Annotated in this window: 14 protein-coding genes and 1 tRNA gene; 13 read left to right on the top strand and 2 right to left on the bottom strand. The window is 64.7% G+C overall.

The features are described 5' to 3' along the window. The first annotated feature begins 105 nt into the window (after positions 1–105). From clpP to FZ938_RS09920, 5 genes are all read left to right on the top strand, one after another. Positions 106–732 (top strand): ATP-dependent Clp endopeptidase proteolytic subunit ClpP, encoded by a 627-nt coding sequence (gene clpP / locus FZ938_RS09900; protein ID WP_042688570.1) that lies wholly within the window; start codon positions 106–108, stop codon positions 730–732. Between the two features lie 269 nt (positions 733–1001). Continuing rightward, a complete protein-coding gene (gene clpX, locus FZ938_RS09905) occupies positions 1002–2264 on the top strand; it encodes an ATP-dependent Clp protease ATP-binding subunit ClpX (protein ID WP_149198333.1) in 1263 nt (420 codons plus the stop codon). Between the two features lie 455 nt (positions 2265–2719). After that, positions 2720–5131: an endopeptidase La gene (gene lon / locus FZ938_RS09910; protein ID WP_149198334.1), complete on the top strand. Its 2412-nt coding sequence runs from the start codon at positions 2720–2722 to the stop codon at positions 5129–5131. A gap of 199 nt (positions 5132–5330) precedes the next feature. Then, positions 5331–5603: an HU family DNA-binding protein gene (locus FZ938_RS09915; RefSeq protein WP_012974523.1), complete on the top strand. Its 273-nt coding sequence runs from the start codon at positions 5331–5333 to the stop codon at positions 5601–5603. 107 nt (positions 5604–5710) lie between these two features. Then, positions 5711–5785 (top strand) — tRNA-Val (locus tag FZ938_RS09920). Between the two features lie 101 nt (positions 5786–5886). On the opposite strand, the gene FZ938_RS09925 is transcribed toward FZ938_RS09920, so the two are convergent. After that, positions 5887–7074 (bottom strand): hypothetical protein, encoded by a 1188-nt coding sequence (locus tag FZ938_RS09925; RefSeq protein ID WP_149198335.1) that lies wholly within the window; start codon positions 7072–7074, stop codon positions 5887–5889. 132 nt (positions 7075–7206) lie between these two features. Beyond that, positions 7207–9483, bottom strand: coding sequence for a DNA topoisomerase (locus FZ938_RS09930; protein ID WP_149198336.1), 2277 nt, complete (start codon positions 9481–9483; stop codon positions 7207–7209). A gap of 75 nt (positions 9484–9558) precedes the next feature. Here FZ938_RS09930 and FZ938_RS09935 point away from each other — a divergent pair, with 75 nt between their 5' ends. The 8 genes from FZ938_RS09935 to FZ938_RS09970 all read left to right on the top strand — a co-directional run bounded on the left by FZ938_RS09935 (position 9559) and on the right by FZ938_RS09970 (position 17579). Then, positions 9559–10311 carry a trypsin-like serine peptidase gene (locus tag FZ938_RS09935; protein WP_246457805.1) on the top strand — a complete coding sequence of 251 codons (753 nt, stop codon included), beginning with the start codon at positions 9559–9561 and terminating at the stop codon, positions 10309–10311. Between the two features lie 97 nt (positions 10312–10408). Continuing rightward, complete coding sequence (locus FZ938_RS09940) at positions 10409–10756, top strand: RidA family protein (RefSeq protein ID WP_014248117.1); 348 nt, start codon at positions 10409–10411, stop codon at positions 10754–10756. 228 nt (positions 10757–10984) lie between these two features. Continuing rightward, positions 10985–13126, top strand: a complete 2142-nt coding sequence (fusA, locus tag FZ938_RS09945) for an elongation factor G (protein ID WP_149198338.1) — start codon at positions 10985–10987, stop codon at positions 13124–13126. 302 nt (positions 13127–13428) lie between these two features. Then, positions 13429–13905 carry a tetratricopeptide repeat protein gene (locus tag FZ938_RS09950; RefSeq protein WP_246457807.1) on the top strand — a complete coding sequence of 159 codons (477 nt, stop codon included), beginning with the start codon at positions 13429–13431 and terminating at the stop codon, positions 13903–13905. 165 nt (positions 13906–14070) lie between these two features. Next, on the top strand, positions 14071–15462 hold the full coding sequence (locus FZ938_RS09955) for a hypothetical protein (protein ID WP_149198340.1): 1392 nt from the start codon (positions 14071–14073) through the stop codon (positions 15460–15462). Positions 15463–15644: 182 nt separating this feature from the next. Then, positions 15645–16013, top strand: coding sequence for a 30S ribosomal protein S13 (rpsM, locus tag FZ938_RS09960; RefSeq protein WP_012974491.1), 369 nt, complete (start codon positions 15645–15647; stop codon positions 16011–16013). Between the two features lie 15 nt (positions 16014–16028). Continuing rightward, positions 16029–16427, top strand: coding sequence for a 30S ribosomal protein S11 (gene rpsK / locus FZ938_RS09965; RefSeq protein ID WP_012974490.1), 399 nt, complete (start codon positions 16029–16031; stop codon positions 16425–16427). Positions 16428–16562: 135 nt separating this feature from the next. Further along, positions 16563–17579, top strand: a complete 1017-nt coding sequence (locus FZ938_RS09970; RefSeq protein ID WP_085089782.1) for a DNA-directed RNA polymerase subunit alpha — start codon at positions 16563–16565, stop codon at positions 17577–17579. The last annotated feature ends 25 nt before the right edge of the window (positions 17580–17604 follow it).

The raw sequence follows: 17604 nt of genomic DNA on the forward strand, positions 1-17604 counted from the left end.
AAAGGAGTGGGGGCGGACTACCATCCGCCCCCAAAGGTTCCTATATGTGGTTCCGTGCCGGCAACGATCACCGGTTCAGCCAACTGCGGGGGCAGGGAAGAACACATGTACGACTTCGAGCCGAAGATGAATGCTCTGGTCCCGATGGTCATCGAACAGACCAACCGGGGCGAGCGCGCGTACGACATCTATTCGCGCCTGCTGAAGGAGCGGATCATCTTCCTGATCGGCGGAGTGAACGACGCCGTCGCCAGCCTGATCTGCTCGCAGCTGCTGTTCCTTGAGTCGGAGAACCCGAACAAGGACATCGCGCTCTACATCAATTCGCCGGGCGGCTACGTCTCGGCCGGCCTCGCCATCTACGACACCATGCAGTACATCCGTCCGCAGGTGTCGACGGTGTGCATGGGGCAGGCGGCCTCGATGGGCTCGCTGCTGCTGGCCGCCGGCGCGCCGGGCAAGCGTTTCTCGCTGCCCAACAGCCGCATCATGATCCATCAGCCGTCGGGCGGCGCCCAGGGCCAGGCCTCGGACATCGAAATCCAGGCCCAGGAAATCCTGAAGCTGCGCTCGCGCCTGAACGACATCTACGTCAAGCACACCGGGCAGGACCTCGACACCATCGAGACCGCCATGGAGCGCGACAAGTTCATGTCGCCGGAGGAGGCGAAGGCCTTCGGTCTGATCGACGAGGTGGTGGAGAAGCGCCCCGGCGTCGACCACCATTCGTAAGCCGCGGTTTCCAAGCCCTCCCAACAAAGGGTTGATCGGGTCGTGACGCTGTTGTTGAATGGCGGTGACACGATCCGGTCATAGGGGCCGGTCATAGGGGAATCCCCTTGTGGCATGTCCGGTATGCGGATTGTAATGCGTCGCTAAACCGGCGCGTGACCTTGTCGCGGGCGTCGTCCGCGATAACCTGAGTAGGACCGGCGTCGGGGGGCGCCGCGAACGGGCATGGTCCCAGGGGACCACGCCTCCCGCGAGATGACGGAGTACCGATGAGCAAGTCCAGCAGCGGCGATTCGAAGAATACGCTCTACTGCTCCTTCTGCGGCAAGAGCCAGCACGAGGTCCGCAAGCTGATTGCCGGTCCGACGGTGTTCATCTGCGATGAATGCGTCGAACTGTGCATGGACATCATTCGCGAGGAGAACAAGACGACCCTCGTGAAGTCCCGCGACGGAGTCCCGACTCCGCGCGACATTCATGCGGTGCTCGACGATTACGTCATCGGACAGTCTTACGCAAAGCGCGTGCTGTCGGTGGCGGTCCACAACCATTACAAGCGCCTCGCGCACGGGACGAAGCACAACGACGTCGAACTGGCGAAGTCGAACATCCTGCTGATCGGCCCGACCGGCTGCGGCAAAACGCTGCTGGCCCAGACGCTGGCCCGAATCATCGACGTTCCCTTCACCATGGCCGACGCCACGACGCTGACCGAAGCCGGTTATGTCGGCGAGGATGTCGAGAACATCATCCTCAAGCTGCTCCAGGCCGCCGACTACAATGTCGAGCGGGCGCAGCGCGGCATCGTCTACATCGACGAGGTCGACAAGATCAGCCGCAAGTCCGACAACCCGTCGATCACCCGCGACGTGTCGGGCGAGGGCGTGCAGCAGGCCCTGCTGAAGATCATGGAGGGCACCGTCGCCTCCGTGCCGCCGCAGGGCGGGCGCAAGCATCCGCAGCAGGAATTCCTGCAGGTCGACACCAGCAACATCCTGTTCATCTGCGGCGGTGCCTTCGCCGGCCTGGACAAGATCATCGCCCAGCGCGGCAAGGGCACCAGCATCGGCTTCGGCGCCGATGTCCGCTCCGCCGACGAGCGCGCCACCGGCGAAATCCTGCATGAGGTCGAACCCGAGGATCTGCTGAAGTTCGGCCTGATCCCCGAGTTCATCGGCCGTCTGCCGGTGCTCGCCACCCTGTCCGATCTGGACGAAGGGGCGCTGGTCGAGATCCTGAGCAAGCCGAAGAACGCCCTGGTCAAGCAGTACCAGCGTCTGTTCGAGATGGAGGACGTCCATCTGGAGTTCTCCGAGGACGCCATGCGGGCCATCGCCCACAAGGCGATCGCCCGCAAGACGGGTGCCCGCGGTCTGCGGTCGATCATGGAAGCCATCCTGCTCGACCCGATGTTCGACCTGCCGGGTCTGACCGGCATCGAGAGCATCCTGGTCAACAAGGAAGTGGTCGAAGGGCGCGCCAAGCCGCTCTACGTCCACGCCGAACGGCGTAGCGAAGCGCCGGGCGCGTGATCGGACGCAACGGGCCGTCGCAGTATTTGCGACGGGACGACGAGAGGGGCGCTTCGGCGCCCCTTTTCTTTGTGGCCCGTTTCCGATGCATCCGGCGCATGGCGCCCGGACAGTTCATTCCGAATCGTCGCCCCTGGGGGCCTGTGCGGCGGATCGTCCGCGGCTGGCAGGGTGAATGGCGCCGCAAAGCTTCCGTTTGGGTGGTCGAAGGGGCGCAAAACCGGCTCGAACCGCCTGCTAAGTCGTCCGAAAGGGGAGCAAAGGCGGTCTTGGCCGGTCAAACGGCCTTTTCACCTTGCGGAAACGGCGGGAAGACGGTCGCAGCCCCTTGAAGGGCGCATGGCCGTGTGCCACGTTAGTCCGGTGCCGTAGGCGATCCCCGCGCTCAACCCGAGGCGAGGGCCGTGTCAGGCCCATTCCGGGCTGGCGGCGATCCATTCATTGAGGCCCTGCCCATGATCGAACTCTCCCGTGGTGCCCTCTACCCGGTCCTGCCGCTGCGCGACATCGTGGTCTTCCCCCACATGATCGTGCCGCTGTTCGTCGGGCGCGAGAAGTCCGTGCGCGCGCTGGAAGACGTGATGAAGGATGACAAGCAGATCCTGCTCGTCACCCAGAAGAACGCCGCGCAGGACGATCCGACTCCGGCCGACATCTACAGCGTCGGCACCGTCGGCACCGTGTTGCAGTTGCTCAAGCTGCCGGACGGGACCGTCAAGGTGCTGGTGGAAGGTGGCCAGCGCGCCGCCATCACCAAGTTCGCCGACAATGAGGAGTTCTTCCAGGCCCAGGCCGAGCTGGTCGAGGAGAAGACCGGCGAGAACCAGGAGCTGGAGGCGCTGAGCCGCGCCGTCGTCTCCCAGTTCGAGCAGTACATCAAGCTGAACAAGAAGATCCCGCCGGAGGTGCTGGTCTCGATCAACCAGATCGAGGAAGCCGGCAAGCTGGCCGACACCGTCGCCTCGCATCTGGCGCTGAAGATTCCGGAAAAGCAGCAGCTGCTGGAATGCGCCACCGTGTCGGAGCGTCTTGAGCGGGTCTATGCCTTCATGGAAGGCGAGATCGGCGTGCTGCAGGTGGAAAAGCGCATCCGCAACCGCGTCAAGCGGCAGATGGAGAAGACCCAGCGCGAGTACTATCTGAACGAGCAGCTGAAGGCGATCCAGAAGGAACTCGGCGAGACCGAGGACGGCCGCGACGAATCGGCGGAACTGGAAGAGAAAATCAACAAGACCCGCTTCTCCAAGGAAGCCCGCGAAAAGGCTCTGGCCGAGCTGAAGAAGCTGCGGTCCATGAGCCCGATGTCCGCGGAAGCCACCGTGGTCCGCAATTACCTGGATTGGATGCTGTCCATTCCGTGGAAGAAGCGCACCAAGGTGAAGCGCGACCTGAAGCTGGCCCAGAAGGTGCTGGACGACGATCATTACGGTCTGGAGAAGGTCAAGGAGCGCATCCTCGAATACCTCGCCGTCCAGAATCGCATGAACAAGGTCAAGGGGCCGATCCTCTGCCTCGTCGGCCCGCCCGGCGTCGGCAAGACCTCGCTCGGCAAGTCGATCGGCAAGGCGACCGGCCGCAACTTCGTCCGCATGTCGCTCGGCGGCGTCCGTGACGAGGCCGAGGTGCGCGGTCACCGCCGCACCTACATCGGCTCGATGCCCGGCAAGGTCATCCAGGGCATGAAGAAGGCCAAGTCCTCCAACCCGCTCTTCCTGCTGGATGAGATCGACAAGCTCGGCGCCGACTGGCGCGGCGACCCGTCGTCCGCCCTGCTGGAGGTTCTGGATCCGGAGCAGAACGGCACCTTCAACGACCATTACCTGGAGGTCGACTACGACCTGTCCGACGTGATGTTCGTGTGCACGGCCAACACGATGCGCATGCCGCAGCCGCTGCTGGACCGTATGGAGATCATCCGCGTCGCCGGCTACACCGAGGACGAGAAGGTCGAGATCTCCAAGCGCCACCTGATCGAAAAGCAGGTGGAGGCGAACGGCCTGAAGAAGGGCGAGTTCACCATCTCCGACGATGCGTTGCGTGATTTGATTCGCTACTACACGCGGGAAGCCGGCGTCCGTTCGTTGGAGCGCGAGATCGCCAACCTCTGCCGCAAGGCGGTGAAGGAGATCCTGCTGAAGGGCGGCAACGCCAAGGTTTCGGTCACCCGCCGCAACCTCGACAAGTATGCCGGCGTCCGCCGCTTCCACTATGGCGAGGCGGAGCTGGAGGATCTGGTGGGTGTCACCACCGGTCTGGCCTGGACCGAGGTCGGCGGCGAACTGCTGTCGATCGAGGCCGTCGGCCTGCCCGGCAAGGGACGCGTCACCACCACCGGCAAGCTGGGCGATGTGATGAAGGAGTCGGTCCAGGCGGCCGAGAGCTACGTCAAGTCGCGCGCCGTCGCCTTCGGCATCAAGCCGACGCTGTTCGAGAAGAAGGACATCCACGTCCACGTTCCCGAAGGCGCCACGCCGAAGGATGGCCCGTCGGCCGGTGTCGCCATGGCCACCTCCATCGTCTCGGTGCTGACCGGCATTCCGGTCCGCAAGGACGTGGCGATGACGGGCGAGATCACGCTGCGCGGCCGGGTCCTGCCCATCGGTGGACTGAAGGAGAAGCTGCTGGCCGCTCTGCGTGGCGGGATCAAGCATGTGCTGATCCCGAAGGACAACGAGAAGGACCTGGCGGACATCCCGGACAACGTGAAGCGTGGGCTGGAGATCATGCCCGTCGGCACGGTGGACGAGGTGCTGCGCAACGCCCTGGTGCGTCCGCTGGAGCCTATCGAGTGGACCGAGCCGGAGGTTGATCCGGCCGCGGCGAAGGCCCAGGAGAAGGGTGCCGACGGCGAGGTCCTGCGTCACTGATCCGGGGCCAGAACGGCCATGATCTGATCGTAGCCGTCGCCGGACAGTCGACTTTTGGGACAAGAGGAGCTTAGCCGCCCGTCGGGAATTGACGGGCGGCAAACGCTGTGCTTATCCTTTGCTTCCAAAAAGTCGTGGACGAAAAGTCCTGGGGCGGCTTTTGTCTTTCAGTATTTGCTGAATTTCGAAGGGGGATTGCGTGAACAAGAACGATCTCGTGGCGCATGTTGCCGAAGCGTCCGGTCTGTCCAAGACCGACGCCACGAAGGCCGTCGACGCCGTGTTCGACAGCATCGCCGAATCCTTGAAGAACGGCGATGAAGTCCGTCTGGTCGGCTTCGGCACCTTCGCGGTGGCTGAGCGCCCCGCGACCGAGGGCCGCAACCCGCGCACCGGCGAGAAGATCGACATCCCGGCATCCAAGCAGCCGAAGTTCAAGGCGGGCAAGACCCTCAAGGACGCTCTGAACTGAGCGTGAGGTTTGGCAGGCTTGAAGTTTCCAGCCCACTCAGGGCATAGTGCGGCCGGCCGGGCAACCACCCGGCCGGCTTGCATTTCAGTGCATGATTTTTCAGGTTCGGGCGATTAGCTCAGCGGTAGAGCGTCTCGTTTACACCGAGAATGTCGGGGGTTCGATCCCCTCATCGCCCACCATTCCCCACCACTCCCAACGCTGTCCATGATGTCAGCCCCCTTCCGGGGCTTTTTTCACGCCCGGATAATGGGTGGGCGCCGGGTGGGCGCCCCTTATCCGCCTACTGCTCGCCGCAGGGATTCGGCTGGTCCTTCATCCCGACATAGCCTTGCTTCGCGTCGTACAGGAACTGGTACTGCCGCAGGAAATGGCGGCCGGTATTGATGAACGGCGCCTTCTTGGGAGCAGGCGGAGGCGGTTCGGTGCTGGAGGGGATCACCTGTGCCGGTTCGTTCGGTGCGCCGGCCCCGACGATGAAGGCATCGGTCGCAATCGGGTTGCCGGCATTCGGAATCTGGACGGCGACCGACGTGTTGGGCGCCAGCACCCATACCATCTTTGTCGGCTCGCTCAGATCGGCCTGCTGCACCTTGCCGAATTGGATCGAGGGCGGCAGCGTCATGTAGCTCTGCGGGATCCCGGTATCCACCAGGATGTTGGCCATCGTGCAGACAGGGCCGTCGGCATTGCGGTTCACCTCCGGATTCACCGTGATGCAGCCCTGCGGCATCATCCAGTCGCTGGGATATTGCGGGTAGGGGGCCAACTGGGCGAAGCGGAAGCCGGACGTGTTCGCAGCGGTCAGGCCGACCTGGATGCCCTGACGGCCGATGATGTAACCTTTGTTGAACGTGCCGTCGACGATGGGCTGGCCGTTCACGCTGCGCAGGTTCAGCAGGACATTCTTGTCGGGTGTGCCTTGCGGCTGGAAATCGGCCTCCTGGCCGAATCCGACCCCCATATACAGCACCGGCTTCTCGGGCGCAGGCAGATTGGAGCAAATCTGCTGGTCGCTCTGGTAGCTGTCGCAGGTACCGGACTTCTCCACGCCCAGGATCAAGACCTCGGAGGTCGCGACCGGATTGTTGGCGCGGTCATAGAGCGTGACCGTCATGGGCACCCAGGTGCCGACCCAAAGCACCTTGCTGCTCGACAGGAACTGGGTCCCCGGCTTGGCGCCCGGCGCCGACTTCAAAGTCTCGTAATTGGGGATATTCGTGGCGGACATGGCCACCCCGACGGACCCGGTGTCCATGGTCACCGTGTGGATGGTGTTGTCGCCGGCGATGCTGAAATTCAGCTTTGGCGGATCGGTGAAGGACACCGGCTGAAAATTGGCGAATGGGATGCACTGCGTCACGCTGGCGCCGGCGTAATCCGGCTGGCCCTGGGCCAGCGCAGGGGCGCTCGCAACCAGGGTCAATGCGGCGGCGGTGACGGAGCGCGAAGTCCAACCGGAGACTCTCATGGAAATGCTCAGCAATGGTTGCGATTTCCAAGAGAATTACCGGCATATTGCCCGGAGTCCAGCGATCAATATCGCCAAAATTGCGCAATTCTCCGCAATCACGCAACCCTTGGCCCGGCCGTTGGGCGGTGGTCAGCGCGCGTGCTGATCCAGAAAACTGCGGCATTGATCGAAATCGCGCAGGCACGGGTCGGGCAGGGCGATGCCCTTGCGCTCTGCCAGGCTGCGGGCGAAGGCGACCATGCGCTCCGTCGGTTCGCGACGGCGGCGCGACTCCGGAATGGGCGAAACCTCTGCCGGCCCGCTTTCAGCCACTGCGGCGGCCACTGCGGCGATTGGCGGGGAGCTGCCGGTACCCTTGGCTTTGCGGGTGCGCCGCGGCTTCGGCGCCGTCGCGTCCCCCTCGGCGGGGGCCGCTACCTTGCGGGTCCGCCGTCGCGCAGGCTTCGCCATATCGCCCGACACAGCGCCGCCGCCCCGCGTCGTCGTGCGTCGTCCAGCTGCGCCACGGCCGGCGAATCGAACCTTGGCGGCGGGCAGGCCGAGATCCAGCGTGGTACCGCGTTGCCTTACCAACGCACCGATCAGCCGTTCCGCCTCCGTCGCTATGGCGTCGATGACGCGGCGGAAATCGGCGCGGCCGGTGACGACCTCATCCAGCTTCATTTCCCACAGCGCGGTGGTCCCGGGATCCACCAGCGTCGGGGCGGCGGCGCGCAACGTCTCGAACAGGTGCAGGCCCGCCGGTGTCGGGACCAGCCACTTGCCGTCCGCCCCCAACAAATTCTGCTTGCGCAAACCCTTGATGACTTCGGCGCGGGTGGCCGGGGTGCCGATACCCTTGGCCTCCTTCAACCGGTCGCGCAGGGCCGGGTCCTCGACGAAGCGCCAGGCGTTCTGCATGGCGTCGACCAGCGTGCCTTCATTGTAGCGTGGCGGAGCCTGGGTGCGCTTGGCTTCCACCTTGGGATCGGTCAGGATCGCCGACTCGCCGTCGGTCAGCGGCGGCAGGGTCTGCTCGGCATCCTCCTCCGCCTTGCCGCCGGAGCGGTCGTCGCTCTCGGCGGACCCGAAGGCGGCCTTCCAGCCCAGCTTCAGCGGGATGCGGCCGACGGCCCGGAAGGCGACGGGCTTGCCACCCTCAGCCGATGGCACCGGAACCGGCATGGTCACGCTGGTCTGGCGATACTCGTAATCCGGCATCACCGCGGCGAGGTAGGAGCGGCAGATCAGCGCGAACAGCCGCTTCTCGTCATCGGTCAGCCGGACCAGCCGCGACTCCAGATCGTCCAGCACATTGACGTTGGGGATCACCGCATGGTGCGACACGCCTTCCAGTGCCTTGTCGCAGAAATGGCCGGACTTGCCCTTGCGGATCACCGGCCGGGCAATGTCGAGATGGGCAAAGCCGCGCAGCCGGGTCAGCGCGCCGACGATGGCCGGCGCGTCGGCGATCTGGTTCTCCGACAGGTAGCGCGCTTCGGCACGCGGATAGGTGATGAGCTTCTTGCCCTCGCCGTCATACAGTTCCTGCGCCACCGCCAGCGTGCGGTCGGCGGTCCAGCCCCAGCGCTGACCGCAGGTCTTCTGCAGCGAGGGCAGGTCATACAGCTTGGGCGGTGCCTGCCGCTTCTCCTCGACGGTGACGGTCAGCGGGCCGCGGTGGTTGTCGGCGGCGCGGGCGATGGCCTCGGCGGCGGCGCGGTCCTTGATGCGGTCCTTCGGCGCCGGGGCGTAGCGCATCTGGAAGCTGCCCTCCGCCACGGCGGCGGTCGCCACGACCTCGAAATAATCCTCCGGCTTGAAGTTGCGGATCTCAAGCTCGCGCAGGCAGACGATCGCCAGTGTCGGCGTCTTGACCCGGCCGATGCCGATGACGCCACGGGTGCCGGGGGCCAGCAGGGTCTTGGTCGCCGTACGGGTCAGCGACAGGTTGTAGATCTGGTCGGCCTGTTGACGCGCCACCGCCGCCTCGTAGAGCGGCTGCATGGAGTCGTTGGGCTTCAGCGCGGCGAAGGCGTCGCGAAGTGTCTTCGGGTCCTGGGCTGTGAAAAGCGCGCGCCGCACCTTGCCGCGATAGCCGACATGCTCCAGGATCTCCTGGCCGATCAACTGGCCCTCGCGGTCGCAGTCGGTGGCGAGGATCACCTCGTCGCAGGCGCGCAGCGCGGCGGTGATCGCCTGCAGCTTCGCCGCCTTGTTGCCGCCCTGATCGGGCCGGGTGGGAAAGAGCCCGTCCGGTTTCAGCAGCGTCGGCGACCAGCGCTTCCAGGCGGGATCGACCTCGTCCGGCTCGGCAAGCCGCAGCAAATGGCCCTCGGCCGGCAGGATGCGGCCGTAGCGGTCGCCCAGGGCCGCGCGCAGGTCCTTCGCCTGGCTGGATTTTTCGGTGATGATCAGCGTCGCCATGCGTCGGAGGATACGGGATTGAGGGAAACGGAGCAAGAACATGCGCGCGGTCGGCCGGACCTTCGCCTTGGCCCTGTGGTCGCAACCGGGCTTGCCCTCACGATCCTGGCCGGTGCGCCGGTCGTCCATGCCGAACGGCCACTGCTTCCCGGCGTCGGGCTTGGTGACCGGCGGGCGCCGGTGGATGCGACCTCGGCGCCTTGGCGCAGCATCGTCCGGGTGCAGACCAATCTGGCCGGCCGCTGCACCGGGGCGCTGGTCGGTCGGCACACGGTGGTGACCGCCGGCCATTGCCTGTTCAATCCGCGTACGCGGCGCTTCCTGCAGGCGTCCTCCCTGCATGTCCTGTTCGGCTATGACCGGGGGGAGTTCACGCGCCATGTCACGGTGGCGCGGGTGGCGACCGACCCGGCCTACGACCCCGCTTCCGCAACTCCCAAGGTCGCCGACGACTGGGCGGTGCTGACCCTTTCACAGCCCGCCCCGGAGTCGGTGCCTTCGCTGCCTCTCAGCGCCGTACAGTTGTCGCCGGGAACGCCGGTGATGCTCGGCGGCTACAGCCAGGACCGGGCGCAGATCCTGATGGCCGACCGCGACTGTCATCTTCTGGGGGAAAGCGCCGGCCTGCTGGTGCATGATTGCGACGCGACGCGCGGGACCAGCGGCGGGCCGCTGCTGGTGCGGACACCGACGGCGAATGGAGAGGGCTGGTCGGTCGCCGGAGTCGGCGTCGCCGCCGGACCCGGCCCGGCCGTGCGCAATTTTGCGGTCCCGTCCGCGCGTTTCGCCGCACTTTTGGCGAAGGATGGCGCTGCGGGTCAGCCCTGAACGCACGAAGCGCATTTTTCGCTTCGCGCGCGGCCCCGAATGGCATAGACGTACCCCCGTCTTTTTTGAGCCCCCCGGAACCCGGAGTCTTTCCGCAATGTCGATCCAGCGCTTCCACACCGGACCGCGCATGAGCCAGATGGTCGTCCACAAGGACACGGTCTATCTCGCCGGTCAGGTCGCCGACGAGCCGACGCCCGACGTCGAGCGTCAGACCGCCCAGATCCTGGCCCAGATCGACGCCTTGCTGGCGGAAGCGGGCAGCGACAAGAGCAAGCTGCTGTCGGCCACGATCTATCTGGTGGACATCGCCAGCTTCGGTGCGATGAACAAGGCGTGGGAGGCCTGGGTCGATCCGGCCAATCCGCCGGCGCGCGCCACGGTGGAAGCCAAGTTGGCCGCTCCTGAGTATCTCGTTGAAATTCAGGTCACCGCTGCTAAATAAGGCGGCGGAAACGGGGCGACCCGGCAGCCTCGGTTGGGGTGTGCCGGCGTGGCCCGAACGCTGTGAGGGCCGCGCGCTTCAATATTCCGACAAATTGCTTGTCGGTTTACGGAATGTTAATGACGCCTTAACAGATCGCCCGTAAAACCCCGACCAACCTCTGCCGCCGAAGCGGACGACCCTGACGGTCGCGCTTCGGTTGTCGCGTTACTGCAATGGAACCGCAACATGCCGCGCCAAACGCCACTGTCTGACATTCGGAACATCGGCATCATCGCCCACGTCGACGCGGGCAAGACGACGACCACCGAACGCATTCTGTACTACACCGGTCGCAAGCACACGATCATCGACGTCCACGAGACGAAGGATCTGAAGACGTCGACCACGACCGACTATATGGAGCAGGAGCAGAAGCGCGGCATCACCATTCAGTCCGCCGCGGTCTCGGCCTTCTGGCGCGACAAGAAGATCAACGTCATCGACACCCCCGGCCACGTCGACTTCACCATCGAGGTGAACCGTTCGCTGCGCGTGCTCGACGGCGCGGTCGTGGTGTTCGACGGCGTCGCCGGCGTGGAGCCGCAGTCGGAAACCAACTGGCGTCTGGCGGACAACTACAACGTTCCGCGCATCTGCTACGTCAACAAGATGGATCGCTCGGGCGCCAACTTCCAGCGCTGCGTCAGCATGATCCGTCAGCGTCTGAACGCCCGTCCGGTCTGCATCCAGGTTCCGCTCGGGTCGGAAGACAACTTCCGCGGCATGGTCGACCTCGTCGAGATGAAGGCCTATGTCTGGTTCTCGGACGACAAGGACGCCAAGTGGGAGACCTGGGAGATCACCGACGATCTCGCGGCCAAGCTCAACCTGACCGTCAAGGAAGACCTGGACAACGTCGCCAGCATTCCGGCCCTGCGCGCCGAACTCGTCGACACTGCCCTGGAGCAGGACGACGCGGCGATGGAAGCCTACCTGGACTCCGGTGAGGAGCCGTCGGCCGACGTGCTGCGCGCCTGCCTGCGCAAGGGCACCATCACCGGCGCCTTCACCCCGGTCCTGTGCGGCTCGTCCTACAAGAACAAGGGCGTCTGCCAGGTTCTGGACGCGGTCGTCGATCTGCTGCCGGCCCCGACCGACGTCGAGGCCATCAAGACGGTGGACGAGGACGGCAACGCGAACGGCGAGCGTCTCAGCTCCGACGACGCGCCCTTCTCGGCGCTGGCCTTCAAGGTGCTGAACGACACCTACGGTTCGATGACCTTCATCCGCGTCTATTCGGGCGTGCTGACGAAGGGCATGTCGATCCTGAACTCGACCCGCGGCAAGCGCGAGAAGATCGGCCGCATGGTCGAAATGTTCGCGAAGGAAGCCAACCCGATCGAGGAAGCCCGCGCCGGCGACATCATCGCGCTCGTCTCCCTGCAGGAGACCGAGACCGGTGACACGCTGTGCGACGCCGCCCACCCGGTCATCCTGGAGCGCATGCGCTTCCCCGACCCCGTCATCAGCGTCTCGGTCGAGCCGAAGACCAAGGGCGAGCAGGAGAAGTTCTCGATCGCTCTCGGCAAGATGGTCCGCGCCGATCCGTCGCTCCGCCTGGAGACCGACCGTGAAACCGGCCAGACCATCCTGCGCGGCATGGGCGAGCTGCACCTGGAAGTGACGCTGGACCGCATGCGTACGGAGTTCGGCGTGGAAGGCAACATGGGCAAGCCCCAGGTCGCCTACCGCGAGACGATCACCAAGCCGGTCGAATACACCTACACCCACAAGAAGCAGACCGGTGGTTCGGGCCAGTTCGCCGAAGTGAAGATCATCTTCGAGCCGCTGGAGCGTGGCGCCGGCTTCACCTTCAAGGACGAGACGGTCGGCGGTTCGGTTCCGCGCGAATATGTTCCGTCGGTCGGTAAGGGTCTGGAAATGCAGAAGGAAGACGGCGTCCTCGCCGGCTACCCGACTGTGGACTTCAGCGCCCGCCTGGTGGACGGCAAGTACCACGACGTCGACTCGAACGCCCTGACGTTCGAAATCGCCGCCAAGGCCTGCTTCCGCGAGGCTCTGCCGAAGGCCGGTCCGATCCTGCTCGAGCCGGTGATGAAGGTCGAGATCGTCACGCCGGAGGATTACCTGGGCGACGTCATCGGCGACGTGAACCGTCGTCGCGGCACCGTCCTGGGCCAGCTGGAGCGTGGTTCGAACATCGCCGTCGAGGCCAATGTCCCGCTGAACGAAATGTTCGGCTACATCGGCCAGCTGCGCGGCATGACCTCGGGCCGTGCGTCCTACACGATGGAGTTCAGCCACTACGAGCCGGTGCCGCGCAACGTCACCGACGAAATCGTGGCCGGCCGCAACAAGGCCGCCTGATCGCCTTTGGGACGATCTTGACACATCCGGTAAAGCAGACGGCCGGCGGAGCGATCCGCCGGCCGTTCGCCGTTTCCGACCATTTTTCGGCCTGCACCAATGGTATAGGGGCATAGGTCGGCGGCTCTAAAGCCCAAGGGCAGCGCCTCTGACCAATTCTTTAGCGTTTTGCAACCAAAAAATAGTTGGCAGCCCGTCGAATCCGTGCCCAAATTTGGAGCATGATGATTCGACGCTTCTTTTCCTTGACAGTGCTTTTGCTGCTGACCCTCGGGGTGCCGGCCGGCGCGGGGCAGGGGAACATGCGTCTCGACAGTCTTTTCCAGGCCTTGCACAGCACCGCGGACGCCGCCTATGCCGAATCGGTGGAGGAGCATATCTGGGACTTCTGGCTGGAGCATCCCGACCCGGTGATGGTGCGTGACATGCGCGCCGGGGTGCTCAGCCTGAATGGCGACGACTACGAGTCGGCGCTGCACGCCTTCGACGCGGTGGTCGCCCGCGACCCGTCCTATGCCGAAGGATGGAACAAGCGCGCCGCCGCCCATTACATGCTGGGCGACTATCGCGCCGCCATGCTGGACCTGCGCCACACCCTGTCGCTTGAGCCCCGTCATTTCGGGGCGCTGGTCGAGCTGGGCCTCGTCTATCTGGCGCTGGGCGACGAAAGGCCGGCACTGCGGGCGTTCGATGCGGCACTGAAGATCAACCCGCATCTCAACCGCGTCCGTGTCCAGGCCGAAGCGATCCGTCATCGGATTGCGGGGACCGACCTGTAGGCGGACGGGATTGCGCTGCGGATTGTCGCGCGCAAAATTGTACTACGAATCCCTCAATGAGAGTATAACCTTCGGCGGCGCGACCGCCGGGCGGTCGTGCTGTCTTGGCTGCACGTCCGGAAAGCGACGTGTCGGCACTGCGGGCTGAGGCCGGCCGGGGGCGTGATGTTCGACGAAGTGATCCATGTGGTCGGCGAGTTGCGGGTGCTGAGCGCACTCGGTCTGCTCGGTCTGTCCTTCATCCTTCCGCTGACGATCTTCATCGGCCGCAGCAACATCAAGAATGTCCGTCAGAAGATCATCGCGGACCTGGAGTCGGTCTTCCGCATCGAAGGGCAGGATCACGACCAGCTGATCCCCTCCTTCGAGTTCGCGGCCTATAAGTACCGCGCGCTGCCGCAGGGACCGGACAACACGCAGCCGTCGGAATGGCGCGCCTATTTCTTTCCGGTCCTGGTCTTCATCATGGTGTCCTTCAGCGGCTTTCTGACCTCCAGCGGCATGCTGCTGGGCAAGGACCGGCTGGATCATTTCCAACCGCTGTTCAGCGGCATGACGCTGTACGGAGTCGACGGGGTCACGCCGATGGATCTGGTGCATTACCAGCTCCAGACCGTGGCGGTGCTGTCCTTCGCCTTCTTCGGTGCCTATGTCTGGTCGATCGACTACCTGATCCGCCGCATCTCCAACTATGATCTGTCGCCGATTTCCTTCCTGCGGGTGACCGGCCACATCATCCTGGCCTGCATCACCGCGGTCACCCTGCATCACGCCTATATGGACATGGCGCGCATCGTGCCGGAGGGAGCGGTCGGTGACGGCGTGCCGGAATTGCTGGTGGCCTTCCTGACCGGATTCTTCCCCAAACTCGGCCTGCAGACGCTGCTGAGCCGGGTGCCGCAATTGCAGATCCGACGCATCGACCCGCGGGCCCAGGGCTTCATCCGCGAATATCCGATCGACATGATTCTCGGAATCGATTCGGCCATCAAGTTCCGACTTGCCGAGTTCGAAATCGAGGACGTGCAGAACCTGGCCACGGCAAACCCGATTCTGCTGTTCGTCGAAACGCCCTACGGCATCTACGAGACGATGGACTGGGTGGCGCAGGCGCAGTTGATCCTGGCGCTCGACCTCGACCAGATCGAGGCGCTGCGGGTCATCAATGTCCGCACCATCTTCGACATCGAACGCTTCATGAGCCGGCCGGAGTCGCGGCCACGGCTGATGCAGGCGCTGAATTGCCCGAAGACCGACGGCAAGGGTGCGGTGCTGCTGGCCGACCGCGGCATCACGTTGGAGAACCTCGAATCGGTGGTGCAGGCGATCGGCGAGGACCTGCATGTCCAGCGCCTGCGCCAGATCTGGCGCAACATCGAATTGAAGCTTAGCCTCGACCTGCCGCAGGTTCTCCGCGACCGTGCCCTGCTGAAGGCCGGCCGGATGCCGCTGCGGCCGGTTCCGGTCGAGGACATGCCGGACGAGAGTTCCGGATCCGGCCTCGCACAGGCCGCCACTGGCCCGGCGCCGATCCGGCAGCCGGTTCCAGCCGAATAACCGCCGGCAATTCACCTTGACAAGTTCCGCGGTTTTCCTATAGTCGCACCCTCTCGCCATCCCGCAGGGGTGGCGGGTAACATTGTGCGTTCCTGGTCCCGGCGTTGTGCCGGGCGGGATTTGCTCGGTGTGTAGGCGGCCCGACGGGCTGCCGTTGAGATATCGAGATCGAGGAGAGCAGCGTGGCGCGTATCGCTGGCGTCAACATCCCCGCGCAGAAGCGCGTGGAGATCGGGTTGACCTACATCCATGGCATCGGCCCCTTCAAGGCCAAGGAAATCTGCGCGAAGCTGGAAATCCCGGCCGAGCGTCGCGTGAACGAGCTGACGGACGACGAAGTCCTGAAGATCCGCGAGACCATCGACGCCGACTACCGCGTCGAGGGCGATCTTCGTCGTGAAGTCGCCATGAACATCAAGCGTCTGATGGACCTGGGCTGCTACCGTGGCCTGCGTCACCGCAAGGGCCTGCCGGTCCGCGGCCAGCGCACGCACACGAACGCCCGCACCCGCAAGGGTCCGGCCAAGCCGATCGCCGGCAAGAAGAAGTAAGAGGACGAACGCAAAATGGCCAAGCCCTCCGCCGCTTCTCAGCGCCTGCGTCGTCGCGAGCGCAAGAACATCACCGCCGGCGTCGCTCACGTGAACGCCTCGTTCAACAACACGATGATCACCATCACCGACGCGCAGGGCAACACCATTGCCTGGTCGTCGTCGGGCACCATGGGCTTCAAGGGTTCGCGCAAGTCGACCCCGTACGCCGCCCAGGTCGCTGCCGAGGACGCCGGCCGCAAGGCGCAGGAACACGGCATGAAGACCCTGGAAGTCGAAGTGAAGGGTCCGGGTTCGGGGCGTGAGTCCGCCCTGCGCGCCCTGCAGTCGATCGGCTTCCAGATCACGTCGATCCGCGACGTCACGCCGATCCCGCACAACGGCGTTCGCCCGCCGAAGAAGCGTCGCGTCTGATTCAGCATTGTTTCCGCACCCGCGGGGACCAGCCATTCCGGGACAGGGGGCCGCAGCCATCGCGGTCCCCTCAGCATGGGAATGGTTCGGGCCCCGCGGGTTCGTGTTCACCCGATGGCATCTTGAGGTCGATCCGTGCTTCAGAAGAACTGGCAGGAACTGATTAAGCCGAGCAAGCTGGACATCCAGCCCGGCGACGACGCCGACCGCTTCGCGACCGTGGTCGCCGAACCGCTGGAACGCGGCTTCGGTCTGACCCTGGGCAATGCCCTGCGCCGCATCCTGCTCTCCTCGCTGCAGGGCGCCGCGGTCACGTCGATCCACATCGACGGCGTGCTGCATGAGTTCTCGTCCATCCCCGGCGTCCGCGAGGACGTGACCGACATCGTCCTGAACATCAAGACGATGGGTCTGCGCATGGGCGGCGACGGCCCGAAGCGCATGCGCCTGCGCGCCGAAGGCCCGGGCGAGGTCAAGGCCGGCATGATCGAGACCGGTCCCGACATCCAGGTCATGGATCCGGAACTGGTCATCTGCACGCTGGACAACGGCGCGCGGCTGAACATGGAACTGACGGTCGAGACCGGCAAGGGCTATGTCCCGGCCAGCCAGAACCGTCCGGAAGACGCGCCCATCGGCCTGATCCCGATCGACGCCCTGTTCTCCCCGGTCCGCAAGGTGTCCTACAAGGTCGACAATGCCCGCGTCGGGCAGGTCACCGACTATGATCGCCTGTCGATGACGGTGGAGACCAACGGTTCGGTCAAGCCGGACGACGCGGTGGCTCTGGCCGCCCGCATCCTGCAGGACCAGCTGCAGCTGTTCATCAACTTCGAGGAGCCGACGCATGCCGTCTCCGAGGAGAAGCACGAGGAGGTTCCGTTCAACAAGAACCTGCTCCGCAAGGTGGACGAGTTGGAACTGTCGGTCCGTTCGGCCAACTGCCTGAAGAACGACAACATCGTCTACATCGGCGATCTGGTGCAGAAGACGGAAGCGGAAATGCTCCGCACCCCGAACTTCGGCCGCAAGTCGCTGAACGAGATCAAGGAAGTGCTGTCCCAGATGGGCCTGCACCTCGGTATGGAAATCCCGAACTGGCCGCCGGAGAACATCGAAGAGCTGGCCAAGCGTCTGGAAGAGCCGTACTAAGCATCTCGCTTGTTTCCGCGTCCTT

It is taken from the genome of Azospirillum oryzae (assembly GCF_008364795.1).
Taxonomy (GTDB): Bacteria; Pseudomonadota; Alphaproteobacteria; order Azospirillales; family Azospirillaceae; genus Azospirillum; species Azospirillum oryzae.

What these genes read in the sequence shown, in the direction of transcription:
- clpP (WP_042688570.1), top strand. Translation starts at nt 106, where the DNA reads ATGTACGACTTCGAGCCGAAGATGAATGCTCTGGTCCCGATGGTCATC.
- clpX (WP_149198333.1), top strand. Translation starts at nt 1,002, where the DNA reads ATGAGCAAGTCCAGCAGCGGCGATTCGAAGAATACGCTCTACTGCTCC.
- lon (WP_149198334.1), top strand. Translation starts at nt 2,720, where the DNA reads ATGATCGAACTCTCCCGTGGTGCCCTCTACCCGGTCCTGCCGCTGCGC.
- FZ938_RS09925 (WP_149198335.1), bottom strand. Translation starts at nt 7,074, where the DNA reads ATGAGAGTCTCCGGTTGGACTTCGCGCTCCGTCACCGCCGCCGCATTG.
- FZ938_RS09930 (WP_149198336.1), bottom strand. Translation starts at nt 9,483, where the DNA reads ATGGCGACGCTGATCATCACCGAAAAATCCAGCCAGGCGAAGGACCTG.
- FZ938_RS09940 (WP_014248117.1), top strand. Translation starts at nt 10,409, where the DNA reads ATGTCGATCCAGCGCTTCCACACCGGACCGCGCATGAGCCAGATGGTC.
- fusA (WP_149198338.1), top strand. Translation starts at nt 10,985, where the DNA reads ATGCCGCGCCAAACGCCACTGTCTGACATTCGGAACATCGGCATCATC.
- FZ938_RS09950 (WP_246457807.1), top strand. Translation starts at nt 13,429, where the DNA reads ATGCGTCTCGACAGTCTTTTCCAGGCCTTGCACAGCACCGCGGACGCC.
- FZ938_RS09955 (WP_149198340.1), top strand. Translation starts at nt 14,071, where the DNA reads ATGTTCGACGAAGTGATCCATGTGGTCGGCGAGTTGCGGGTGCTGAGC.
- rpsK (WP_012974490.1), top strand. Translation starts at nt 16,029, where the DNA reads ATGGCCAAGCCCTCCGCCGCTTCTCAGCGCCTGCGTCGTCGCGAGCGC.